The organism is Actinoplanes xinjiangensis (genome assembly GCF_003148685.1).
GTDB classification, from domain to species: domain Bacteria; phylum Actinomycetota; class Actinomycetes; order Mycobacteriales; family Micromonosporaceae; genus Actinoplanes; species Actinoplanes xinjiangensis.
The window spans coordinates 1-22816 of sequence record NZ_QGGR01000033.1 but is presented as its reverse complement, the minus strand read 5'-3'; the positions used below and the strand labels follow the sequence as shown (position 1 = coordinate 22816).

20 protein-coding genes and 1 pseudogene are annotated in these 22816 nt (G+C 72.2%); 14 read left to right on the top strand and 7 right to left on the bottom strand.

Annotated elements, in window-relative coordinates:
• Positions 1-6: 6 nt before the first annotated feature.
• From BC793_RS41710 to BC793_RS41700, 3 genes are read left to right on the top strand one after another with little or no spacing between them, the layout of a single operon-like run.
• Positions 7-981, top strand: a complete 975-nt coding sequence (locus BC793_RS41710) for a permease (RefSeq protein WP_239170609.1) — start codon at positions 7-9, stop codon at positions 979-981.
• Positions 978-1757 carry a TIGR03943 family putative permease subunit gene (locus tag BC793_RS41705; RefSeq protein WP_109602157.1) on the top strand — a complete coding sequence of 260 codons (780 nt, stop codon included), beginning with the start codon at positions 978-980 and terminating at the stop codon, positions 1755-1757. The genes BC793_RS41710 and BC793_RS41705 overlap by 4 nt, the downstream gene beginning before the upstream one ends.
• Positions 1754-2803, top strand: coding sequence for a hypothetical protein (locus tag BC793_RS41700; RefSeq protein WP_109602156.1), 1050 nt, complete (start codon positions 1754-1756; stop codon positions 2801-2803). The genes BC793_RS41705 and BC793_RS41700 overlap by 4 nt, the downstream gene beginning before the upstream one ends.
• Before the next feature lie 12 nt (positions 2804-2815).
• Here the strand turns inward: BC793_RS41700 and BC793_RS41695 are convergent, their stop codons facing one another.
• Positions 2816-4207, bottom strand: a complete 1392-nt coding sequence (locus BC793_RS41695; protein ID WP_109602155.1) for a PepSY-associated TM helix domain-containing protein — start codon at positions 4205-4207, stop codon at positions 2816-2818.
• A gap of 237 nt (positions 4208-4444) precedes the next feature.
• Here BC793_RS41695 and BC793_RS41690 point away from each other — a divergent pair, with 237 nt between their 5' ends.
• The 4 genes from BC793_RS41690 to BC793_RS41675 are packed head-to-tail and all read left to right on the top strand — an operon-like array spanning position 4445 to position 7453.
• Entirely contained in the window at positions 4445-4990 is a 546-nt protein-coding gene (locus BC793_RS41690) for a copper chaperone PCu(A)C (protein ID WP_109602154.1), read from the top strand.
• Between the two features lie 2 nt (positions 4991-4992).
• Positions 4993-6159 carry a Dyp-type peroxidase gene (locus BC793_RS41685; RefSeq protein WP_109602210.1) on the top strand — a complete coding sequence of 389 codons (1167 nt, stop codon included), beginning with the start codon at positions 4993-4995 and terminating at the stop codon, positions 6157-6159.
• A complete protein-coding gene (locus BC793_RS41680) occupies positions 6072-6731 on the top strand; it encodes a copper resistance CopC family protein (protein WP_109602153.1) in 660 nt (219 codons plus the stop codon). Before BC793_RS41685 ends, BC793_RS41680 begins: the two co-directional genes overlap by 88 nt.
• An 11-nt stretch (positions 6732-6742) precedes the next feature.
• The gene (locus BC793_RS41675; RefSeq protein WP_109602152.1) at positions 6743-7453 is read left to right on the top strand and encodes a YcnI family copper-binding membrane protein; all 711 of its coding nucleotides are present in this window, start codon (positions 6743-6745) and stop codon (positions 7451-7453) included.
• On the opposite strand, the gene BC793_RS41670 is transcribed toward BC793_RS41675, so the two are convergent.
• Positions 7454-7840 (bottom strand): MmcQ/YjbR family DNA-binding protein, encoded by a 387-nt coding sequence (locus BC793_RS41670; protein ID WP_203896579.1) that lies wholly within the window; start codon positions 7838-7840, stop codon positions 7454-7456.
• Positions 7841-7965: 125 nt separating this feature from the next.
• Between BC793_RS41670 and BC793_RS41665 the strand changes: the two genes are divergently transcribed.
• Both BC793_RS41665 and BC793_RS41660 read left to right on the top strand, forming a co-directional pair.
• Entirely contained in the window at positions 7966-8916 is a 951-nt protein-coding gene (locus BC793_RS41665; protein WP_109602150.1) for a sulfite exporter TauE/SafE family protein, read from the top strand.
• Between the two features lie 60 nt (positions 8917-8976).
• Positions 8977-10059 (top strand): hypothetical protein, encoded by a 1083-nt coding sequence (locus BC793_RS41660; protein ID WP_146246705.1) that lies wholly within the window; start codon positions 8977-8979, stop codon positions 10057-10059.
• A gap of 166 nt (positions 10060-10225) precedes the next feature.
• On the opposite strand, the gene BC793_RS41655 is transcribed toward BC793_RS41660, so the two are convergent.
• Together BC793_RS41655 and BC793_RS41650 are read right to left on the bottom strand one after the other, a co-directional pair.
• Entirely contained in the window at positions 10226-11155 is a 930-nt protein-coding gene (locus tag BC793_RS41655; RefSeq protein ID WP_109602148.1) for a diacylglycerol/lipid kinase family protein, read from the bottom strand.
• 35 nt (positions 11156-11190) lie between these two features.
• Complete coding sequence (locus tag BC793_RS41650; protein WP_109602147.1) at positions 11191-12360, bottom strand: cytochrome P450; 1170 nt, start codon at positions 12358-12360, stop codon at positions 11191-11193.
• A 335-nt stretch (positions 12361-12695) separates the two neighbouring features.
• Between BC793_RS41650 and BC793_RS41645 the strand changes: the two genes are divergently transcribed.
• Positions 12696-13250 carry a hypothetical protein gene (locus BC793_RS41645; protein WP_109602146.1) on the top strand — a complete coding sequence of 185 codons (555 nt, stop codon included), beginning with the start codon at positions 12696-12698 and terminating at the stop codon, positions 13248-13250.
• Positions 13251-13265: 15 nt separating this feature from the next.
• Here BC793_RS41645 and BC793_RS52985 read toward each other — a convergent pair whose 3' ends face one another.
• Together BC793_RS52985 and BC793_RS41640 are read right to left on the bottom strand one after the other, a co-directional pair.
• The gene (locus BC793_RS52985; RefSeq protein WP_373871308.1) at positions 13266-13451 is read right to left on the bottom strand and encodes a hypothetical protein; all 186 of its coding nucleotides are present in this window, start codon (positions 13449-13451) and stop codon (positions 13266-13268) included.
• Positions 13427-13728 (bottom strand): annotated as a pseudogene (locus BC793_RS41640) (MFS transporter); the annotation flags it as partial. The pseudogene BC793_RS41640 and the gene BC793_RS52985, both read right to left, overlap by 25 nt.
• A gap of 101 nt (positions 13729-13829) precedes the next feature.
• On the opposite strand from BC793_RS41640, the gene BC793_RS41635 reads away from it, so the two are divergent.
• Both BC793_RS41635 and BC793_RS41630 read left to right on the top strand, forming a co-directional pair.
• Entirely contained in the window at positions 13830-14438 is a 609-nt protein-coding gene (locus tag BC793_RS41635) for an alpha/beta fold hydrolase (protein ID WP_158319536.1), read from the top strand.
• A gap of 434 nt (positions 14439-14872) precedes the next feature.
• The gene (locus BC793_RS41630) at positions 14873-15835 is read left to right on the top strand and encodes a TerC/Alx family metal homeostasis membrane protein (RefSeq protein ID WP_373871307.1); all 963 of its coding nucleotides are present in this window, start codon (positions 14873-14875) and stop codon (positions 15833-15835) included.
• Between the two features lie 49 nt (positions 15836-15884).
• Here the strand turns inward: BC793_RS41630 and BC793_RS41625 are convergent, their stop codons facing one another.
• Positions 15885-18689 carry a PAS domain S-box protein gene (locus tag BC793_RS41625; RefSeq protein WP_158319535.1) on the bottom strand — a complete coding sequence of 935 codons (2805 nt, stop codon included), beginning with the start codon at positions 18687-18689 and terminating at the stop codon, positions 15885-15887.
• Positions 18690-18814: 125 nt separating this feature from the next.
• On the opposite strand from BC793_RS41625, the gene BC793_RS41620 reads away from it, so the two are divergent.
• The gene (locus BC793_RS41620; RefSeq protein WP_239170607.1) at positions 18815-20842 is read left to right on the top strand and encodes a hybrid sensor histidine kinase/response regulator; all 2028 of its coding nucleotides are present in this window, start codon (positions 18815-18817) and stop codon (positions 20840-20842) included.
• A gap of 72 nt (positions 20843-20914) precedes the next feature.
• Positions 20915-22720, top strand: coding sequence for a VanW family protein (locus tag BC793_RS41615; protein ID WP_109602141.1), 1806 nt, complete (start codon positions 20915-20917; stop codon positions 22718-22720).
• Positions 22721-22816: the final 96 nt, after the last annotated feature.

The window sequence follows — 22816 nt, the reverse complement described above, 5'->3', positions numbered from 1 at the left end:
CACCCGGTGACCGACACCATCCAGCGCACCCGCGGTAGATCCGTCGAGGTGGAGGTGCTGGCCGTACTCCTCGTGCTGCTCGTGATCTTCCGGGGACGTCTCGCCGGGATCGTCTCGGGCGCCGCCCTGCAGACCTGGACCACCGTCTTCGTCTCGGTCCTGGTGCAGGCCGTGCCGTTCCTCGTCTTCGGGGTGCTGCTGTCGGCGGTCATCGCGGTGTTCGTGCCGCGCTCGTTCTGGGCGCGGGCCCTGCCGAACCATCCCGCCCTGGCCGTGCCGGCGGCGAGCATGGCGGGGGTGATCCTGCCGGGCTGCGAGTGCGGTGCCGTGCCGATCGCCGGTTCGCTGATCCGCCGGGGCGTCACCCCGGCCGCCGCCCTGGCGTTCCTGCTGGCCGCCCCGGCGATCAACCCGATCGTGCTGACCGCGACCGCGGTCGCCTTCCCCGGCAACCCGGAGATGGTGCTGGCCCGTGGGCTGGCCAGCCTGGCCGTCGCTATCGTGATGGGCTGGCTGTGGCTGCGGCTCGGGCGATCCGAGTGGATCCGGTTGCCGCGCCGGCCCGACCTGGACGGGGCGTCGAAGGGCCGGGCGTTCTGGTCGGCGTGCCGGCACGACGTGGTGCACGCGGGCGGGTTCCTGGTGATCGGGGCCGCGGCCGCCGCGACGATCAACGTGGTGGTGCCCGAGGCGTGGTTGCAGACCCTGGCCGCGCAGCCGGTGCTGTCGGTGCTGGCGCTGGCGGTCCTGGCCGTACTGCTGTCGATCTGTAGCGAGGCCGACGCGTTCGTCGCCGCGTCGCTGTCGCAGTTCTCGCTGACGTCGCGCCTGGCCTTCCTGGTGGTGGGCCCGATGGTCGACCTCAAGCTGATCTCCATGCAGGCCGGTGTGTTCGGGCGCCGGTTCGCGGTCCGGTTCGCGCCGGCCACGTTCGTGCTCGCGGTGCTCGCGGCGGTCGGCGCCGGGGCGGTGCTGCTGTGAACCGGCAGGCCCAGGCGGTCGTCCTGTTCCTGTTCGGCGGCGCGATCCTGAAGGCGTCGCTCACCGACCTCTATCTGCGGTATGTCAAGGAGGGCCTGCGGCCCTTCCTCATCGCGGCGGGCGCGGCGCTGGTCCTGGCCGCGATCATGACCCTGTGGTACGACATCCGCGGCGCCCGCGACGGCGATGGGGCCCACGACGGTGATGGGGCCCGCGACGGTGATGAGGGCCACGACGGCGATGTGGTCCACGACGATCACGACGACCACGGGCACGCCCACCACGAGCCGAGGGTCGGGTGGCTGCTGATCCTTCCCGTACTCGGCCTGCTGCTGGTCGCGCCGCCCGCGCTCGGGTCCTACACCGCCGACCAGTCCGGCACGGTGCAGATCGGCGCCGAGTCCGACTATCCGCCGCTGCCCGACGGTGACCCGGTCACGGTCGGCCTGCTGGACTACGCCTCCCGGGTGATCTACGACGAGGGCCGCAGCCTCGAGGGCCGCCGCCTGCGGTTGACCGGCTTCGTGGCCACCGGCGACGACGGGGTGCCGATGCTGGCCCGGATCGTGGTGAGCTGCTGCGCCGCCGACGGCCGCCCGATCAAGGTCGGCCTGACCGGGGGCCCGCTGGTGGACGTGCCCGCCGGCACCTGGCTGGAGGTGACCGGCAGATACACCGGCAAACGGGGCAAGGACCCGGTCAACCAGGCCGACATCGCCTTCGTCGAGGTGCAGCAGTGGCAGCCGGTCAGCCCGCCGAAACAGCAGTACGAATGAGCGCCCGCGCGAAGGTGGCCCTGGGCGTGGCCCTGCTCGCGGCCGGTGCCCTGCTCGCCGGCGGCCTGCCCGAGCAGCCGGTGACCCCGGTCGCGTCGGCCGTCCGCCCCACCGCCGAGCAGGAGTGGCCGGCCGCGGCCCGCGCCGACCTGCGGGACCTGACCGTCGAGCCGCTGCTGTTCCTGGACGCGACGACGGCGGTCGGTCAGGTGACCGACGGCGACGTCGTCCGGCTGCTCGTGGAGAAGGACGGCGTCGCCCGCGAGTTGCGCCGCCTGCCGGCCGCGGACGATCCGCGGTTCGAGGCGATGACCGTCTCCGGTGACGAGTTGATCTGGGCCGAGTCGTCCGGTTCCCGGCCGGTGGAGATCTGGGCGGTCCGGCGCGACGGCGGCGACGCCCGGATGATCACCGCCGACACCGGCAACACGCTGTTCTACGGCAACCAGTACGACCTGGTGGTGGCCGACGGCCGGGTGCACTGGGTGGCCGGGGAGGGCGACACCACCACCCAGATCCGGTCGGTGGCGCTGACCGGCGGCACGGTCGACGTGCGCGAGGAGCCGGGCCGCTGGTCGCTGTCGGCGTGGCCGTGGCTCACCGACGACACCGGCGCCCAGTCCGGCCAGGTCCGGATGCGGGAGATGACGACCGGCCGGGAGGTACGGGTGCCGTTCTCCGGCGCGGAGTGGGGGATGTGCGCCCCCACCTGGTGCCGGGTGATGGTGATGAACGGCGAGGGCCTGGCCCGCATCGACGTGATGCGCCCGGACGGATCGGACCGCCGGCGGGTGGCCGGGCCGGGCACCCAGGCCGCGGTCAGCGACGTGGCGGTGCTGGACCGCTTCGAGATCCTCTCCGAGCCGGGGGCGAACTTCGACCTCACCGGTACGGCCGGGCTCGTCGTCCACGATCTGACGACCGGCCGTACCGTGACGCTCGCCGCGGCGGCCGACCTGGCCGCCACCAAGGACGGCGTGCTCTGGTGGTCGACCGGCACGCGGGAGACGGCCGTCTGGCACACCCTGGACCTGCGGACCATCTGACCGCGCCGGGGATCAGGCTCTGCGGCGCACCGTCGTCAGGGCGTCGATCAGCAGGAACGCGGCGAGCGGGATGCCGAAGAGCGGCAGGGCCCAGCCGAGGGCGAAGACCAGCGGCACACCGGCGACGATCGCCCACGCGGGCAGGCCCGGCCAGGCGCCGCGGGGCGGGGCGGTGCCGACGAGGGCGCGGCGGTCGGCGCGGGTCGGCCGCCGCTGCCACCACATGCGGTAACCCCACAGGATCACCGACAGCAGGCCGATGGCGAGGGCGGCCAGCAGGAGCTGGTTGACGACGCCGAACAGGATGCCCATGTGGGCCTGCACACCGAGTTTGGTGAGCTGGGCCAGCACCGGCCAGTCGGCGAAGTCGCTGCGGGCCACGACCGTGGCGGTGGCCGGATCGACGGCGATCTGGTCGAGGCGCACCGGCCAGGTGTTGTCGATCCCGGCGACGGTCCAGGCGGAGCCGCCGGTCTCCGGGAGGCTGAGCTCGACCGGCCCGGTCAGGCCGTTGCCGCGGGCCACCGCGAGAACGGTGTCGGCCTGCGCCGGGTCGACGGCGACGGGTGCCTCGCTGCCGGCGCCGTGGTGGCCGCCGCCGGCGGACGGGGTGACGCCCGGGACCTCCAGGGCGGGCCGGCGTCCGTCGAGCGCGTCGAGGGCGACCTCGAAGTTGCCGCCGGCCCAGCGCGACCAGGTCAGGCCGGTGGCGGCCAGGATGAGCAGGCCGAGGCTGATCCACAGGCCGGTCGCGGCGTGCCAGCCCCGGGTGCGGCGCACGCCCTTGCGGGCCGACAGTTCCGGGGCGAGCATCTTGCGTACGCTGCGCCGGCGCCGCCACCACAGGACGATCCCGCCGAGGGTGAGCACCCACAGCCAGCTGGCGGCGAGTTCGGAGTAGTTGCGGCCGAGGTCGCCCAGGTGCAGGTTGCGGTGCAGGTCGTCGAGCCACGTGGTGACCGGCGTCGAGCCGTACCAGGTGGTCAGCCGGCCCTGCACCGTGCCGGTGTGCGGGTCGACGTAGACGGTGTGCTGGTTCTCGCCGAGGTCGGGCTGGGCGAACACGACCCGGGTCGTCCCGTCGCCCTCCGCCGGCTGCACGGCCGCGATCGTGCCGTCCGGGTGGGACGCGCGGGCCGCGGCGATCTGGTCGGCCAGCGGGAGGGTCGGGCCGCTCGTGGTCGCGGCGGTCAGCTTGTCGCCGTACAGGATGGCGTCGAGTTGGGGTGTCGCCGTGTAGAGCAGCCCGGTCACGGCCGCCACCACCAGGAACGGGGCGACCAGCACCCCGGCGTAGAAGTGCAGTCGCAGCAGCAGGGCGCCGAACGCGCCGGTACGGCCCGGCTCGCGGGCCGGCGGCGCCGGAATCACCGGCGCGGTGGTCAGTTCGGGGGTCACGGCCATCGGCTGTCCTCGTCAGGGGTGTCGGTGGCGCGCGGTGCGCCGGCATCCGGGGGAAGTGCGGTCGACGCCGGTGCCCGATGGCGTCGACCGTTGGTCGCCCACTGTGGCCCCGAAGTTCCCAGGGATTCTTCAGCGACTTTCCGTGATCATCGCGTCGCCTGAAGTGTTGTCGGATGGCCGGGAACCAGGGCTCGCCGACCGGCGACTAACGGGCGTTGCCGAGCTTGAGGAAGATGAATGCCCACTCGTACCGTTCTCGTCGTCGCCGCCGTCACCTGCGCCCTTCTCGCCGGCTGCGGCGGCTCCCCGGAGACCGCGGCCGCACCGGCGCCGACGCAGGCGTCGTCCGCCCCCGCCGCCGCGCTGACCGTGCGTGACCCCTGGGTGAAGGCGGCGGACACCGGGATGACCGCGGCGTTCGGCACGCTCGTCAACGAGACCGGCGCCGACGTGACGATCACCGGGGCGACGTCGCCGGTGTCGCCGATGGAGCTGCACACCATGGCGATGGAGGACGGCAAGATGGTGATGAAGCCGAAGGAGGGTGGCTTCGTGATCAAGGCCGGCGCCACCCACGAGCTGGGCCCGGGAGGCGACCACCTGATGCTGATGCAGCCGTCCGCCCCGATCAAGCCCGGTGACGAGGTGGCCTTCACGCTGACCCTGGCCGGCGGCGGAACCGTCGCGTTCACCGCGGTGGCGAAGCCGTTCGCGGGCGCCCAGGAGAGCTACGCCCCCGGCATGCACGGTATGCCCTTGGCCACCGCGAGCGCGCACCCGTGACGCTGCGTCGACGTGCCCTTCTGGCCGGCGGCGCCGCCGCCGGCCTCGGCGCGGTCGCCGCCTGCTCCGCCACCCCCTCGTCCCCCGAGGGGGAGCGGCCGGCGGTGGTCCCGGCCTCCTTCACCGACATCGGTACGGGCATCGTGCCCTTCCACGGCCCGAGGCAGGCCGGTGTCACCACCGAACCGCCGGCGCACGCCGCGTTCCTGTCGTTCACCCTGTCCAAGGGCACCGACCGGGCCGCCCTGGGCCGGATGCTGCGGCTGCTCACCGACGACGCGGCACGCCTGACCCGGGGCGAGCCGGCGCTCGGCGACACCGAGGCGGAACTGGCGGTGCACCCGTCCCGGCTGACCGTCACGTTCGGGTTCGGCCCCGGCCTGTACCGGGCCGCCGGGCTGAAGTCCCCGGTCACCGACCTGCCGCCGTTCACCGTCGACCGCCTGGAGGACCGCTGGAACGGTGGTGACCTGCTGTTGCAGATCTGCGCCGACGACGCGCTGACCGTCACCCACGCCCAGCGGATGCTGATCAAGGACGCCCGGCCGTTCGGCGCGATCCGCTGGGTGCAGCGCGGATTCCGGCGCAGCGCGGGCGTGCACCCGGCCGGATTCACCCAGCGCAACGTGCTCGGCCAACTGGACGGCACGGCGAACCCGCGGGACGCGGCCATGGACACCGCGGTGTGGAACCCGGACGGGTCGACGAGCCTGGTGGTCCGCCGGATCCGCGCCGAGATCGAGACGTGGGACCTGCTCAGCGTCGGCGACAAGGAGAACGCGGTGGGCCGGCGGATGGGGTCGGGTGCCCCGCTGAGCGGCACGGCCGAGTTCGACGAGCCGGACTTCACCAAGCTCGACGACACCGGGCTGCCCGTCATGCCGGACTTCTCGCACGTCGCGCGGGCCCGGCAGACCGATCCCCGGCTCAAGATCCTGCGCCGGCCGTACAACTACGACGAGGCCCCGGACGCGCAGGGGCGACCCGACAGCGGGCTGGTTTTCGCGGCGTACCAAGCTGACATCGACCGGCAATTCCTCCCCATCCAACGGCGACTCGCTGAGAAGGACCTGTTGAACGAATGGACCACACCGATCGGATCCGCGGTCTTCGCCATTCCCCCGGGCTGCGCCGAGGGCGGCTGGATCGGCGAGCCGGTGCTCGCCTGAGCCGGCCGCTGCTGGCCCTGGCCGCGCTGCTGGCCGTCCTGCTGCCGGGCGCTCCGGCGTGGGCGCACAACGCGCTGGCCGAGGCGAACCCGGACAAGAACGCGACGCTGAAGAAGTCACCGTCCGAGGTGAAGTTGCGATTCCTGCAGAAGCTGGATCCCGACTACACCATCATCACGCTCAGTGACGCCGCCAAGGCCAAGGTCGAGACCTCGGCGCCGAAGGTGGACGGGGCGACCGGCATGGTGAGCCTCGCCGCGCCGCTCGTCAACGGCGTCTACACGGTCGCCTACCAGGTGGTCTCCACCGATGGGCACACCGTCAAGGGGTCGTACCGGTTCACCGTGAACGATCCGGCGGCGGCCGCCGCGCCGACGGCCGAGGCTCCGTCCCCGGCGGCTGCGACTGCGCCGGCCGCGACCACCGCCGCGTCGACTCCGGCGGTTCTCACCGAGACGGCCCCGAAGTCCGAAGAGTCGTCCGATACAACGATCTATGGTCTGATCGCCGGTATCGTGGTCGTCCTCGCCGCCGGCGCCGCTTTCCTGTTCATCCGTCGCCGCAAGGCGTGAAGGGGTCCCCCATGAAGCAGACCGCACTGCGGCGTGCCGCCACCGTCTCCGCCGTCGCCGCCGCCTTCGTGCTCGGCCTGGCCGGGCCGGCGGCCGCGCACGTGACCGTCAACCCGAGCACCGCGACCCAGGGCGGCTACACGAAGGTGGCGTTCCGGGTCCCGAACGAGAGCGACACCGCGTCGACCACCAAGCTGGAGGTCAACCTGCCGGCGGAGAGCCCGATCGGGTCGGTGTCGGTCAAGCCGGTGCCGGGCTGGACGGCGGTGGCCGAGAAGTCGAAGCTGGCCACCCCGGTCAAGGTCCACGACAGCGAGATCACCGAGGCGGTCACGAAGATCACCTGGACCGCCGCCGCCGGTTCGGAGATCAAGCCGGGCACGTTCCAGGAGTTCGACGTGTCGCTCGGGCCGCTGCCGGCGACCGACCAGATCGTCTTCAAGGCGCTCCAGACGTACTCCGACGGAGCCGTGGTCCGCTGGATCGACGAGCCGACCACCGACGGCACCGAGCCGGAGAGCCCGGCGCCGGTCCTGAAGCTCGCCGGCGCATCGGCCGCCACCCCGTCCGCCGCGGCCCCGGCCCCGACCACCGAGGCCGCCGCCGAGGAGGGCGACAGTGGCAACGGCACGGCGTTCGGCATCGCCGGCCTGGTCGCCGGTCTGGCCGGCCTGATCCTGGGCCTGCTCGCCTACCGCAAGGCCGCTACACCGCGCCCCTGATCACCGCAGTTCACTGTCGAGGCCGGCCGTCAGGCCGGCCTCGACGTCGTCGGGGGCCCGCATCCGCCACGCATCGGTGATCAGCTCTCTCAGCCGTTCGGGGGAGGTCTGCTCCAGTCGCAGCATCACGAGGGGCAGCCCGTCGTAGCCGGGTGTGGTGAAGAACATGTCGGGCTCGCCGAGCAGCAGAGCCTGTTTCTCCGCCTCGTCGCCGACGTACAGAACCGCCACATCGGTACGGATCACGCGCGGTTTCCCGGGTAGACGTTCCGGATATGACCAGACGAATCCCTTGCCGGCCACCCGGAAGTCGAAGCCGTCGCTGTCGATCTCCTCGGTCTCGGGCAGGGAGAGGGCAAGCCGGCGCACGTCATCAGCGTCACTCACGGTGGTCATTCTGCAACATGCGTGTCAGTGCCTGTGGCGATTGATGCCTTGCCTACTTACCAACTAGGCTTCTATTCTCCGATCCAAGAACTAGGAATTGCCCCTCCCTACTCCGGCGGTCCGACATGCAGAAGCTCCTCCTCCTAGCCCTGGTCGGGCTCGGCGCTCAGCTCGTCGACGGCAGCCTGGGCATGGCCTACGGCGTGACCTCGACCACGCTCCTCCTCGCGATCGGCACCAACCCGGCGGCCGCCTCGGCCACCGTGCACCTCGCCGAGATCGGCACCACCCTGGTCTCCGGCATCGCGCACTGGCGGTTCGGCAACGTCGACTGGAAGGTCGTCCTGAGGATCGGCGTGCCGGGCGCGATCGGCGCCTTCGCCGGAGCCACCGTGCTCTCCAACATCTCCACCGAGGTCGCCGCGCCACTGATGGCGGTCATCCTGCTGGTCCTCGGTCTCTACGTGTTCGTCCGGTTCACCTTCCAGGGCCTGCCCAAGGGGCAGCTCGGCAAGCCGCTGCGCAAGCGGTTCCTCACCCCGCTCGGCCTGGTCGGCGGCTTCGTCGACGCCACCGGTGGCGGCGGCTGGGGCCCGGTCGGCACCCCGGCGATCCTGGCCAGCGGCCGGCTGGAGCCCCGCAAGACGATCGGCTCGATCGACACCAGCGAGTTCCTCGTCGCGATCGCCGCGAGCCTCGGCTTCATCCTGGGTATCGGCAGCGAGAACATCGACTACGGCTGGGCCCTCGCCCTGCTGATCGGTGGCGTCATCGCCGCACCGATCGCCGCCTGGCTGGTCCGCCACATCCCGCCGCGGGTCCTCGGGGCCGCGGTCGGCGGCGTGATCATCCTGACGAACACCCGGTCCCTGCTGCGCAGCGACTGGATCGACGCCCCCGACGGTGTCCGCTACGGGTTGTACGGCGTCATCTACGTCGCCTGGGCCGCGGCGGTCGTCTACTCGGTGCTCCAGTACCGCAAGCACGCCCGCGAGGACCAGCGGATCATCGCCGAGGCGGAGGGTGCCACCACTTCCGACAATGTGCCCGACGACAAGGCGCCCGCCAACGCCTGAGACGACCGGAGATGCCGGGGTCCCCTGCGGACCCCGGCATCGCGCTTCTACGATGCGCCGATGTGGTGGAGGCGTAAGAAGCGCACGTTGCCGGACTTCTGCGGAGATCTGGCTCAGGGTGTCATCGGTCTCGACGAGGACGCGTCGTCGGCGGCGATGCGCGGCATCATCGGCTCCCTCGACTCGGCCGGACCGGACGAGCTGACCGAGGGCGTCCGCCGGCTGCTCCCGGCGGTGCGCCAGGTGTCGATCGGCAACGGCGGCCAGCTGGCCCAGGTCGCGGCCGGGCTGGTCGAAGCCGGCGCCGACCCGTTCGTGCTGCTCGACGTACTGGTCGAGCGGGTCACCGACGGGCTCGAGCAGGCCGTCCGGTTCCCCGTCCTGGCCGAGAAGGACGGCGGGGCGTTCGAGGCTCCCGGCAGCCAGGAGGAGGCCGACGCGCTGATCGACCGGGCCGCCCGGGTCGCCGCGCAGACCGGCATCGGCCGGGAGGAGGGCATTCGGCTCACCGAGTCGTTCTTCACCGTCGACGAGTGGATCCCCAGCCTGCTCCTGCCGCTGCAACAGAAGCGGGTACGGCAGGCGTTCCCCGGCCGCGAGCGGCTGGCCGCCGCGGCCGACGCGATGACCGACTACGCCGACGCGGCGCCGTGGCTGTTCGGCCTGCTCCAGGTGCTCGACGACGAACCGTTCCTGGTCGTCCACCGGCCGTCCGGGCGGGCGTTCCGGCTGACCGTCAGCGGGGTCGGTGACAACTTCCAACTGCACACCCTGCTCGCCGCGACCCTGATCGGCGACCCGGCGCAGGGCCTGATCGAGGGCACCCGTCCCGCGGCGGCCTGGATCGCCGCCGCCACCGACGGCCCCGACCTCCAGCCGGCCGGTGGGGTACGCGGCCAGTTCGAGCTGTTCGGTGCCGACGGCGAACGGATCTGGGGCGAGGGCCGCCCCACCGACATCCCGGTCGTCGAGGGGCACCGGGTCGTCGTGCTCGACCGGCCGTCCTACGCCCGCTCCTGGAACACCGGCCGCGTCTACCCCCTGATGCACCCGGAGATCACCCTCGACCGGATCCTGCCCCCGGCCGAGGCGACCACCTGGCTCTCGAAGATCACCGATCCCGAGGCCGGCACGGCCCGCTGATCCCGAGCGGCCCGGCCGCGCCGCCGCGCCGATCCGGGTGGCTGGCTGTCACCGCTGTCTCAGCCGGTCCGAGACGACGGTGGGAACCAGCCCACTTCGGGTGGCTGGCTGTCACCGCTGTCTCGGCCGGTTCGAGACGACGGTGGGAACCAGCCGAGTCGTTCGGTCAGTGGTCCGGGGTGCCGGGTGGGGCCATGATCCGCAGCGCGTTGGGGTCGACGGCCACCCGCAGCGGTGTCGCACCGCACGGCTCGCCGTCGACCTCGACGTGCGCCGGCCGGTCGGTCTCCAGCCACAGTTCACCGACCGCGAGGAACGGCTGGTCGCGCAGCGTGCGCCGGTGGCCGGTGAGCGCGTTGCGGGCGGTCTCGCGCACCAGCTCCCACTTCGACGCCCCACCGACGGGATAGGCGACGAGCAGCCGGTCGTCGGCGTGGGCGTCCGCGGTGATCGGACGGCCGGCGTGGAAACCCCCGTTCGCCACATAGACCTGGTGGGTGGTGAGGACGAGCTCCCGGCCGTCGGCCCGCACCGTGACCCGCAGCGGCCGGTGCCGGGTCAGGAGGCCGAGCGCGGTGAGCGGGTAGGCGATCCGCCCGATCACCCGTTTCAGCCGGCCGGGCACGTTGATCATGATCTCGGCGGACAGACCCGCGCCGACGTGGTTGGTGAACGACATGTCCCCGGCGACGCCCAGATCCACGTCGATGACCCTGCCGTCGACGAGCGTCGCGATCGCCTCGTCGAGATCGGGCAGGATGCCGACCGTACGCGCGAAGTTGTTGGTCGTGCCGAGGGGCAGCAGACCGAGAGCCACGTCGCGGTGGGCGAGCATCCGCCCCGCCGTGCTGATCGTGCCGTCACCGCCGCCGGCGACCAGGAGGTCCGGGTGATGGGCGAGCGCCGCGGTCAGTGACTTCTCCAGCTCGCCGGGACGGTCCACCGCATACGACCCGAGCAGCTCGAACCCGGCGGCGAGCAGACGGGCGTGCGCGTCGGCGTAGAGCTGCCGCCCGCGCCGTGACCGCGCGTTCACGACGAGCGCCGCCCGCCGTTCGCGCCGGATGTCCTCGGTCAGCTCCTGCTTCGTCCGCACCGGCCGACCCTACCGTCCGGCGATCACATCAGTGTTCACTGGACATCGAGCCGGACGGACTCGTAGCCGCGCAGCACGAACCCCGGCGTCCGGACCGGTTCGGCGGCCAGTTCCAGCCGTGGCGCACGCTCGAGCAGAGCGGTCAGCGCCGCCTGCATCTCGATCCGGGCGAGCGGAGCCCCGAGGCAGAAGTGCAGGCCCGCCCCGAAACTCATGTGCGTGTTCGGCACCCGGCCCGCATCGAAGCGGTCCGGGTCGGCGAACACCGCCGGATCCCGGTTCGCGGCCCCGAGCAGCGCCGCCACCTCCGCCCCCGCCGGAACCGTCACCCCACCGATCTCCACGTCGGCCGCCGCCGTCCGCACGAACAGCTGCGAGGGGGAGTCGTAGCGCAGCATCTCCTCCACCGCTGTCGGCACCAGCTCCCGGTCGGCGCGCAGCCGGGCCAGCTCCCGCGGGTGGTCCAGCAGCGCCACCATCCCGTTGCCGAGCCCGTTGACCGATGCCTCGTGACCCGCGTTGAGCAGCAGGATCGCCGAGGCCACCAGCTCCTCGGCGGACAGTCGGTCGGAGCCGTCCCGCACCGACACCAGGTGACTGATCAGATCGTCCCCCGGCTCGGCGGTCTTGCGTTCGGCCAGCTCCCGCATGTACCCGGCGAACTCCCGGCAGGCCTCCAGCGCGGCGGCCTCCACCTCGGGGGTGCGGCTCACCTCGTACATCCGCACCATCGCCGCCGACCAGGGCCGCAGCCGGTGCCGCTCGTCCGCCGGAACCCCCAGCAGCTCGGCGATCACCGTCACCGCCAGCGGCTCGGCGAGATCCGTCAACAGATCGAAATCGGCTCCGGCCGCCTCGACGAGGGCCGTCGCCTCGGCCGCGACGGTGGCCCGCAGCCGTTCCACGTGCCCCCGCGCGAACGCCTTCGCCACCAGCGCCCGCAGCCGGGTGTGGACCGGTGGCTCGTTCTCCATCATCTGATGCCGGTGCAGCAGGTTGAACGGCTCGAAGACCGCGGCCGGCTCCTCGTCCCGCCAGAACCGTCCCAGTCGCCGGTCCCGCAGCACGGCGTCGACGGCGGCGTGGCTCACCGCCAGCCAGCGCCCGCTCGGCTCGTGAAAGCCCAGGGCGGCCTGCTCCCGCAGCCGAGCCAGCGCGGGATACGGATCGCGGACGAACGACGGGTCCGAAAACTCAAGGTCCACCCGGCGCAGGCTATCCCCTTTCGCGTACGGCCAGCTCGTACCGCTGAGACCGGACAGTTCCGGTTTCCGCCGCCGACGGGTGGCTGAGCGAGGTCCCGCCGTCCCCGGATCGTCCGCCCGTCCGGCGCCTGCTTCGTCGGGATGCCGGGTCGCGGCGCCGCCCGGCCGCACGTCGCATGCCTGGCAGAGCGGGGTGAACGGGGTGATCGGCGGGGCCACGGCCCGCGAGAATGGCGCGGTGGGTATCACGGTTGGCGTGCTCGGGCCGGTGGAGCTGCGCCGGGATGATGAGGTCGTTCCGTTGGCGGGTGTGCCGCAGCGGGTCTGGTCACCGAGTGGCTGCGCCGGCTCGCCGTGTCCGGCTACGTGACGGTCGACGGGACCGGTTCGAGCTGCCGTCCGAGCATGCGCTGGCACTGTCGGTGGTGGACTCGCCGGCCTACCTGGTGGCGGCCGGCGAGATCATCACCGGCTACTTCCTGTCGTTGGAGCACCTGGAGGCGGCGTTCCGCTCCGACGGCGGCCTGCCCGGGGACGAGGTGCCCGGCTGCACCTATCACGGCATCGAACGGTATTTCCGGACGGCGTACGTCAACCAGCTCGCCCAGGTCTGGTTCCCGGCGGTTCCGGGGCTGGTCGAGATGGCGGTCGAACCGTGGGCGGCCGACGACTGGACCGGCACGATCGGGATGCCGATCACCCGGATCGGGTACGCGTCGCCGACCGCCCTCTGCACACCGGGTTCGCTGGCCCAGCCCGGCGCGTACGGGCCGGGCACCCTGGGCGGCCCGGCGCAGCGCCTGGAGCTGCTGGCACGGGCGGGGTTCGCCGACCCGGTGCTGGCCGCCGACACCGGGTTCAACCTGGTGGTGGTCGCCACCAAACCGTGACACGACAAGGCCTGATCAGCGCATCCTCAGCGTCACCGTGAGCAGGACGGCGGAGGCCAGTTGCGCCCCGGCCAGGACCACGGCCAGCGCGGTCAGGGACTGCTCGTAGAGGGCCCCGGCCAGCAGCCCGCCGGCCAGGGCCGCGACGCCCTGCACCGCGGCGAAGACCCCGTAGGCCGTGGCCAGCAGCGGTACGCACACCGCGGTCAGCCCGTAGCCGGTGACGGTGAGCGCCCACTACCGGGCGGTGCGATCGGCGAGCGGGCCGGACACGAGCCGGAACAGCAGCCCGGCGCCGGTGACGAGGCCGACCACGAGAGCGGAGGCGCCCAGTCCGGCGAGCAGTGGGCCGGTGATCGAGCGGGCTCCCTCGTAGACCATGTCGGCGGCCAGACTGACCAGCGGCGAATCCGAGGATCGCCCGCCACGGACCGAGCGTCCGCGCGTTGGTCAGGACAGGGGACACGGCCGTAACCATACGGGCCGTGGACCGAAGTGGATCAATTCCCGGCAATGTTTGGTGGACCGGGGGACATCGACGCATGTTTGGTGTCCCCCCGAATCAGGAAGACCATCGCCGTGCATCCTCAACCCCCGCGCCGCACCACCCACGCCCATGGAACTCCGAAGAACCTGCTGGTCTACGACCGCTGGGGCCGGTACGGCCGGCCGGTGGTCCTGCTGCACGGCCTCTTCTACGACCGGACCATCTGGTGGCCGGTCGCGGCCGAACTCGGTGACGCGTGCAGTGTCATCGCCGTCGACCTGCCCGGGCACGGGCACTCCGCGGCCCGCAGCGAGAACGACGTCACCGGCCTGGCCCGGGACCTGGCCGTGCTGGTCAACGGCCTGAACCTGCACCGGGCGCCGGTGCTCGTGGGCCAGGGGGAGGGCGCACTGCTCGCCGAGGCGTTCGCGGACTCCTACGCGACCCGGGCGGTGCTGACCTTCGACGAGCCGGCCGCCGAGCCACCGGACTGCCCGGACCAGCATCGGGCGACGGCCGACCTGGACGGGGTTCCGGCACCCTACCGGCAGTTCGCGGTGGCGCGCTGGGACCGGAGCCTGCTCCGGTCGTACCACTGCTGGTTCTCGAACCGGAAGCAGTCGCGAACCGGGAAGCGCCCCTGCTTTCCGCATCTGCGCGCCCCGGCGCGGTTCGCCGCGACCCTGAAGGACCTGATCTGACCGGGGGAGCAGCCGCCCGTTCCCAGGCGGCCGCTCGTTGTTCGGTCAGCCGTGCCGGTGCCGTCGGCGCCCATGCGTCGGCGGCATCAGTGCACCGATGCTGATCATCATGCAGACGATCAGCAACGTGCCTACCAGGATGTCGACAAACATGGCGGTACCCCCTCGGAACCGCTGGTCGGCTGCGGTGACAGCCGAACCTCAACGGTCCACCCGCCGCCCCGGCCCGTCAACCGGAATGCCGGAATCCGTGGTTGGCCTGGCTCCCCGGGCGGCACCTGCCTAAGCTGGCCGCGAGGGGAGTACCTCCGCGAGAGCGTGGCGGTCACCACGGGCACCCATGTGCCCTCGTGCGTTCGCCTGCCGGTGGCGGGTGAGGGAGACCTCGGACGATGACATGTGTCCGAGGGGGCCCCGTGCTCGATCTACCGTCCATCGCGTCCGCCCAGCTCTGGGCGATCTCCGTCGCCGTGCTGCTGGCCCTGCTGGCCGTCGATTTCGTGATCACCCGCCGCCCGCACGAGGTGGCGATGCGCGAGGCGGTCGGCTGGTCGCTGTTCTACCTCGCGCTTCCGGCCGCGTTCGGGGCCCTGATCTGGCATCTGTACGGCCGTCGCCCGGCGATGGAGTTCTACACCGGCTACGTGGTGGAGAAGTCGCTGTCGGTCGACAACCTGTTCGTCTTCATGCTGCTGCTGGCCGCCTTCTCGGTGCCCCCGTGGTTGGCCCAGCGGGTGCTGCTCTACGGCATCGCCGGCGCGCTGGTGCTGCGCGCGATCTTCATCGCCGCCGGCGCGGTCGTGCTCCAGAGCGGTACCTGGGCGTTCCTGCTGTTCGGTGGGGTGCTGCTGCTGACCGCGGTCAAGGTCTTCCGGGAGGCGCTGCGGCACGAGGATTACCAGGTCGACATCGAGACCATGCGCAGTGTCCGGCTGATGCGCCGGCTCATGCCGGTGACCGCCGAATACCAGGGCGGCAGGCTGACGGTACGGCAGAACGGCCGTCGCGCGCTGACCCCGCTGGCCCTGGTCGTGGTCGCGGTGTTCATGACCGACCTGGTGTTCGCGGTCGACTCGGTGCCGGCCGTCTACGGGGTGACCGAGGACCCGTACCTGGTGTTCGCGACGAACGCGTTCGCGCTGCTGGGACTGCGGGCGCTGTATTTCGTGCTGCACAACGTCCTGGACCGGCTGCGGCACCTGAACCACGGCCTCGCGATCATCCTGGCCTTCATCGGGGTGAAGCTGGTGCTGCACTGGGCACACGGTCTCTGGTCCGGCGTCCCGGACATCCCGACCGACGCGTCGCTGGTCGTCATCGCCGTCACCCTGGCCACCGTGACCGCCACCAGCCTGTACTCCGACCGCCGCGACCGCGTCACCACCTCGGTGCGGTGACCGTGCGGGTCGCCGGCGTGGCGGAGACCGCCGGATCGCCGGCGACCCGTCAGTGCCCGGCGGCCACGGTGACCGGGTTGCGGCGGAGGTGGTCGGCGGCGTCGCGGGCCGTCATGATCAGCGGGCGGGCGGCGGTGAAGGACACCACCGCCGCGTCCAGGTCGCCGGACCGGGCGGCGCTCTCGATCCGGCCGCACGCGGTCGTCGCCGGTCCCGCACCCAGGTTCGCCAGCACTCCCATGAGCTGGTGCGACTCGATGCGCAGCCGGTCCGTGTCGTCGAAGGCGAGGGCCTGCTGCATCCGGTCCAGATGCTCCGGGATCTTCGCCGACAGCGACGCGAGCAGCCCGGCGAGTGCCCCCGCGGTGGCCGCCGGGTCGGGACCGCGCAGCTGGTCCAGCCGCCGTTCGATCTCGGTGATCATCGTCGGCAGGTCCGGCCCAGCGGTGCCGGTGCCGATCCAGTGTTCCAGCACCCGCGCGACGTCGGCCGGGATGAGCGGTTTGGCGAGGTGCTCGTCCATGCCGGCGGCCAGGCAACGGGCGCGGTCCTCGGCCAGGGCGCCGGCGGTCAGCGCGATGATCGGCACGTGCCGGCCGGCCGGCTCCCGGCGGCGGATCTCGGCGGTCGCCGCGTAGCCGTCCATCTCCGGCATCAGGCAGTCCATGAAGACGGCCTGATAGTCGCGGCGGGCGGCCCGCTCGACCGCCTCCCGCCCGTTGACCGCGACGTCGGCGCTGTAGCCGAGGTTGGTCAGGATGCCGAGCGCGACCGTGCGGTTGATCTCGTTGTCCTCGACCACCAGCAGATGCCCGCGCCCGGGCCGGGCCCCCGCCGGCGTGCCGGCCGTCCGGTCACCGGCCCGGTCACCGAGCACCCCGACCAGGGCGTCGTAGAGCTGTGACTGCCGCAGCGGCTTGGCGAAGGCGGCCGCCACCCACACCGGGTCGGGCTCGTCCGGAAGATGGTGCGCGTCCTCGGCGAGCAGGATCGTCCGCGGCGGTGGACAGTCCGGCGGGGTGATCGCCACGATGTCCTCCGGCGCGGTGTGCGTGTCCACGATGAGCAGGTCGACGGGTCGCCCGGCGGCGGCCGCGTCCCGCATCACGGCGATCGCACCGACCGTGTCGGCCACCCCGAGCGCGTCCATCGACCAGGCGCACAACTGCTCGGCCAGGGTCGTACGGTCGTCGGCGTCCCGGTCCACGATGAGCACCCGCAGCCCGTCCAGGGAGTGCCGTTCGAAGAGGTTCAGATGCTCCTGGGCGGTCCGCAGCGTGACGGTGAACCAGAACGTGCTGCCCCGCCCCGGTTCGCTCACCACCCCGATCCGCCCGCCCATCAGCTCGACCAGGTCACGGCTGATCGCCAGGCCCAGCCCGGTGCCGCCGAACCGCCGTGTGGTGCCCGCGTCGGCCTGCGTGAACGCCTCGAACAGCTCGTCCTGCCGGTGCCGGTCGATGCCGATGCCGGTGTCGTGCACCTCGAACCGGACCGGTACCGCCTCCGGCCCGCATCCGCGCCCGGTGTCCCGGCGGGCGGTGACGGTGACCGTCCCGTGCGGAGTGAACTTGACCGCGTTGCCGGCCAGGTTGAGCAGCACCTGGCGCAGCCTGGCCGGGTCGCCGCAGACCTCGGCGGGCAGCCGCTCGTCGCAGATCGCGGTGATGCTCGGGCCGTCGTGCGTGTCCGGCGGGGCGACCAGCGACACCACGCCGTCGAGCAGGGTGCCGAGCCGGAAGTTCGCCTCCTCCAACAGCACCTTGCCGGCTTCCAGTTTGGAGAAGTCGAGGATGTCGTTGATCACCGAGAGCAGCGCGGACCCGGCCGAGTTGATCCCCTCGGCGTAGCGGCGCTGACGGTCGTCGAGCGGGGTGCCGAGCAGGAGCCCGGTCAGGCCGATGACGCCGTTCATCGGGGTGCGGATCTCGTGGCTCATCGAGGCGAGGAACTGCGATTTCAGCCGGGCCGTCTCGAGCGCCTGGTCGCGGGCCTCGCCGAGGGCCTGCTCGGTCTCCAGGCGGGCGGTGATGTCGCGGACGAAACCGTGGAAGTGCGCGCCGTTGTCGTGCCGGATGCGCCACATGGTCAGCTCGACCGGGATCTCGTGGCCGTCCCGGTGCACGGCGGCCATCTCGATGGGCCGGTCCAGCAGCCACTCCCACCGGCCGGTGAGCAGGCGGCCGAGCGCCGGCCGGTAGCGCCCGGGCAGGATGGTGCCGGTCACGTCGCGGCCCAGGACCTCCGGGCGCCGCCAGCCGAAGACGTGCTCGGCCTGCCGGTTCCACTCGGTGATCCTGCCGTCGTCGTCCATGGTGAAGAACGGGTCGCTGGCCGCCTGCATGATCATCTCGAGCTGTTCGCGTTCCACCCGGCGGCGCTGGTCGGCCTGGACCCGGGCGGTGATGTCGTGCGCGACGGTCGCGGTGCCGATCACCTCGTGGCCGGTGTCGCGCATCGGGGCCATGCTCAGCGACACCTCGATGATCTTCCCGTCCTTACGGCGCCGGCGGGTCTCGTACCGGGTGAGGTCCTGGCCGCGGCGGACCCGGGCGAGCAGTTCACGCTCCTCGCCGAGCCGGTCGGAGGGAAGCAGCCGGGTGACGTCGCTGCCGACCATCTCCTCGGCGGAGTATCCGTAGAGGCGCTCGGCACCCGGATTCCAGCTCTTGATCGTGCCGTCCGGGGTCTTGCTGACGATCGCGTCCTGGGAGGCCTCGACGATGGCGGCCAGCCGGGCGTTCTCCAGGGCCTCGGTGCGCCGGCCCGCCTCGGCCCACGCCGCCGCCTTCCGGGACCGGTGTGCCAGCAGTACCGCGGCACTGCCGACGACCGCTCCGGCCAGCAGAGACACGGCCCTACGCAACACTGCGGCCTCCGGGATCCGAATCCGATTCAGCATCAACGTACATGTGACCTTCTTCTGCTTTAGCCTTATTGCGGACATAGCACCCACCGACTCGCCGCAAGGGAGCCGACGTGGCGACAGTGATGGTCGTCGACGACGTGGCCGCCAACCGGGAGATCGTGCGCATGCTGCTCGGTTTCCGGGGCCACGACGTCATCGAGGCGCACGACGGGGCCGACGCGCTCCGCCTCGCGCACGCCCACCACCCGGACGTGGTGGTCTCCGACGTCCTGATGCCCGGCATCGACGGCCTCGAACTGGTCCACCGGCTCCGCGCCGACCCGGACCGGGAGGCCGCCCAGGCCCCGGTGATCTTCTACACCGCCAACTACCTGGAGCCGGAGACCCGGCCGATCGCCGAGGCCTGCGGGGTCAGTCAGGTGGTGCTGCGCTCCCAGGACCCGGACGCACTGCTCGACGCGATCGACACTGCCCTGGCCGCCGGCCCGGTCGACATCAGCGTGACCGCCGACGAGGACTTCGCCCAGACGCACCTCCAGACGGTCAACGCCAAGCTGATCGAGAAGGTGCGGGCGCTGCACGACACCGAACGGCTCTTCGAGGCGATGGCGGTCGCGTCCCCGGTCGGGATCGGCATCATCGACCGGCACGGCAACGCCGACTACGTCAACCCGCGGCTCGCCGAGATCCTCCAGGTCCCGCTGACCCGGATCGTCGGGTCCGGCTGGCTGAGCTGCCTCCGGCTCGCCGACCGGGACGCCGATGCGGTCCTCGGGCTGCTCCACGGCGCCGGCGGCGACACCGAACTGCGCTTCACCCACCGGATCACCTGGCCCGACGCCACCGTCCGGTTCCTGCGCGTGCACCTGCGGCAGACCCACGACGAGGACGAGGGCCTGACCGGCGGTGTCCTCATGGTCGACGACGTCACCGACGTCGCCCACGCCGAGGAGCGGCTGCGTGAGGAGAGCCGGCGCCGCCAGGACGAGGCCCGGCACCGCGACGCCGAGCGCCTGGACAGCCTGCGCCGGATGGCCGGCGGAACGGCGCACGACTTCAACAACATCCTGGGCGCCATCCTCGGGTACACCAATCTCGCCATCGAGACGATCACCGACGGCCGCGAGGACAGCAGCATCCCGGCCGAGACCGCCGCATCGCTGCTCGGCGACCTGGCCCAGGTGGTCAAGGGCGGCGAGCGTGCCAAGGCCCTGACCCAGCACATGCTCGCGTTCGGCCGCCGCGAGGTCAACCAGCCGGCCGCGGTCAGGATCAACTCCCTGATCGAGGGAGAGCGGGAGTCACTGGGCGCGGCCGCCGGGCCGGCCTGCGAGGTGCGCCTCGTCCTGCGCGCCGATCTGCCCGAGATCAAGGCGGACCCGGTGCAACTGGCCCGGGCCCTGGACAACCTGGTCCGCAACTCCGTCGAGGCGATGCCGGCCGGCGGCACGGTCACCATCACCACGGCGGCCGCCGGCGGGAACGTGACCGTCGAGGTCCGCGACACCGGCATCGGAATGACCCCGGACGTGCTGGAACGGGCGTGCGAGCCGTTCTTCAGCACGAAGTCGAGCACCGGTACGGTCGGGCTCGGCCTCTCCACCGTGCACGGCATCGTCAGCCAGGCCGGTGGGCAGCTCACCCTGCGCTCCGAACCCGGCGAGGGCACGTCGGTCACCATCGCGCTGCCCGCCGTCGCCGGCACCACCCCGGTGCCGCCGCCCCCGCCGCGGAACGTCCCGCGGGAGCGCGGCGGAGGGGAGACCCTGCTGCTCGTCGACGACGAGGAGGCCGTGCTGCAGGTGACCGCCCGGATGCTCGGCGGTGCCGGGTACCGCGTGCTGACCGCCCCGGGCGCGGCCGAGGCGCTGCGCCTGCTGGAACGGCACGGTGGCGAGATCGCCGCCCTCGTCACCGACGTGGTGATGCCCGGCATGGACGGCCGTCAGCTGGCCCGGATCGCGGCCGGCCGGCGACCCGGACTGTGCGTCGTCTTCGTCTCCGGATACGCCGAGTCTCTCTTCGACGAGAACGGCAACAACCTCGAACCGGGATCCACCATCCTGGCCAAACCGTTCGACCGGGAGAAGCTGGTCGGCACGGTACGAACGGCCCTTTCGCTCACCCAGCGGAGCTGACCGTCTGTGGGTCACCGGTCCGTGATCGATTAGGATCCTTGGCTCACCGCCCCCGACCCCCGAGGAGGCACGGTGACCGCCGCCAGTGACCGGCAGCCCACCGTACGGCTACCGAAGCAGGCCTCGCCGACCCACGACGACGTCGGGGTACCGCCCGCGCAGCCACCCACCCTGCCGCCCGCGCAGCCACCCACCCCGCCGCCGTCGAGACGCCGCCGCCGCGTGCTGATCGCCGGGCTCACCGTCGTCGCGCTCGTCGCCGCGGCCGGTGGCACCGCCCGCTGGGCACTGGCCGGTGACGTGCCCCGTGGTGTGACAGTGCTCGGCGTCGACCTCGGCGGCCTGGCCCGGTCCGAGGCCGCCGCCGCGCTCCGTGCGCATCTGGCCGCCGACCCGCGGACCACCGCCGCCGTCCAGGTGCGGGTGGAGGACCGGGGAGCCACCCTGAACCCGGCGGACATCGGGCTGGTCGTCGACGTGGACGCGACCGTCGACGCCGCCGCGGCCGGCCGGCCCTCCCTGTTCAGTGACCGCGCCGTCGCCCCGGTGATCGCCGTCGACACCGACCTGCTCGACGCCGCCCTGCGCAAGGCGGTCGGCAAGGTCGGCACGGCGATGCGGGCGCCCGCCGTCACGTTCACCGGCCTCACCCCGAAGGCCGTGCACCCACGGCCGGGCCGTGGCCTCGACCCGCAGCGCACCGCCGAGGCGGTGAAGGCCGGCTGGCTCTCCGGCGAGCCGGTCACCGTCCCGCTGGTGGAGCTGCAACCGTCCACCACCGCCGAGCAGGTGGACCAGCTCGTCGAGACGGTCGCCCGGCCGGCCGTCGCCGCGCCGGTCACGGTCACCTCCGAACGCGGCACCCTCACCATCCCGCCGGCCGCGATCGCGAAGAGCCTGGTGCTGACCGGCGACCGGGCCGGCCTGATCGAACCGCGGATCGACCCGAAGAAGCTGCGCGCGGCCGTCGCGCCGGCCCTCGCCAAGATCGAGGTGCCCGCCGAGGACGCGTCCTTCACGTTCGCCGGCGGCAGACCGAAGATCGTGGCCGGCGCCGAGGGCCGGGGCATCGACCTGGCCGCGCTCGCACCCCGGCTGCTGACCGCGGCGACCAGCGCGGACGCCCGTACCGTCGAGGCCACCCTGACCACCGCGCCGCCCGCCACCTCCGTCGCGGACCTGGAGAGACTCGGGGTGAAGGAGAAGGTCTCGACCTTCACCACCAGGTTCACCGGCGGCCTGTCGTCGTCGCGCAGCCAGAACATCGTGACCGCCGCCAAACAGGTCCGCGGCGCCCTGGTGCTGCCCGGCCGGACGTTCTCGCTGAACGGGCACACCGGCGAACGCGGCTACGCGCAGGGTTACAAGGACGCACCGGTGATCGTCGGCGGGCACCTTCAGCCCGGCGTCGGCGGCGGCGTCTCGCAGTTCACCACGACCCTCTTCAACGCCAGCTACTACGCCGGTCTCCAGGACGTCGAGCACAAACCGCACTCGTACTACTTCGACCGGTACCCGGCCGTCATCGAGTCCACGATCTTCTGGCCCGACCTCGACTTCAAATTCAAGAACGACACCCCGTACGGCGTGCTGATCGACACCGCGTGGACGAGCAAATCGATCACCGTGTCGATGTGGAGCACCAAGGTGTGGGACAAGGTGACCACCGAGTGGAGCGCCCGGCGCAACATCACCTCCCCGCCGACGATCACCAAGCCGGACGGCCCCGACTGCATCGCCACCAGCGGGCTGATCGGGTTCACCCAGGACGCGTGGCGGCTGTTCCACAAGGACGGCAAGGTCGCCAAGCGGGAGAAGTTCACCTGGAAGTACGACCCGGAGCCGCGCTTCATCTGTGCGGAGGCCGCCGCAGACTGACCCCGTTACCTTTTTGATCGTCCCCACCGGGGACTGCTCGGTCGCTCGGTCCGGTATGACTTACTGCCCCTGTCGTACGCATGATCCGGGGGGTGT

Coding starts and splice junctions, on each gene's coding strand:
- BC793_RS41695 (WP_109602155.1), bottom strand. CDS start 4,207: ATGGCCGTGACCCCCGAACTGACCACCGCGCCGGTGATTCCGGCGCCG.
- BC793_RS41660 (WP_146246705.1), top strand. CDS start 8,977: ATGTGGTGGAGGCGTAAGAAGCGCACGTTGCCGGACTTCTGCGGAGAT.
- BC793_RS41665 (WP_109602150.1), top strand. CDS start 7,966: ATGCAGAAGCTCCTCCTCCTAGCCCTGGTCGGGCTCGGCGCTCAGCTC.
- BC793_RS41680 (WP_109602153.1), top strand. CDS start 6,072: ATGGACCACACCGATCGGATCCGCGGTCTTCGCCATTCCCCCGGGCTG.
- BC793_RS41700 (WP_109602156.1), top strand. CDS start 1,754: ATGAGCGCCCGCGCGAAGGTGGCCCTGGGCGTGGCCCTGCTCGCGGCC.
- BC793_RS41675 (WP_109602152.1), top strand. CDS start 6,743: ATGAAGCAGACCGCACTGCGGCGTGCCGCCACCGTCTCCGCCGTCGCC.
- BC793_RS41690 (WP_109602154.1), top strand. CDS start 4,445: ATGCCCACTCGTACCGTTCTCGTCGTCGCCGCCGTCACCTGCGCCCTT.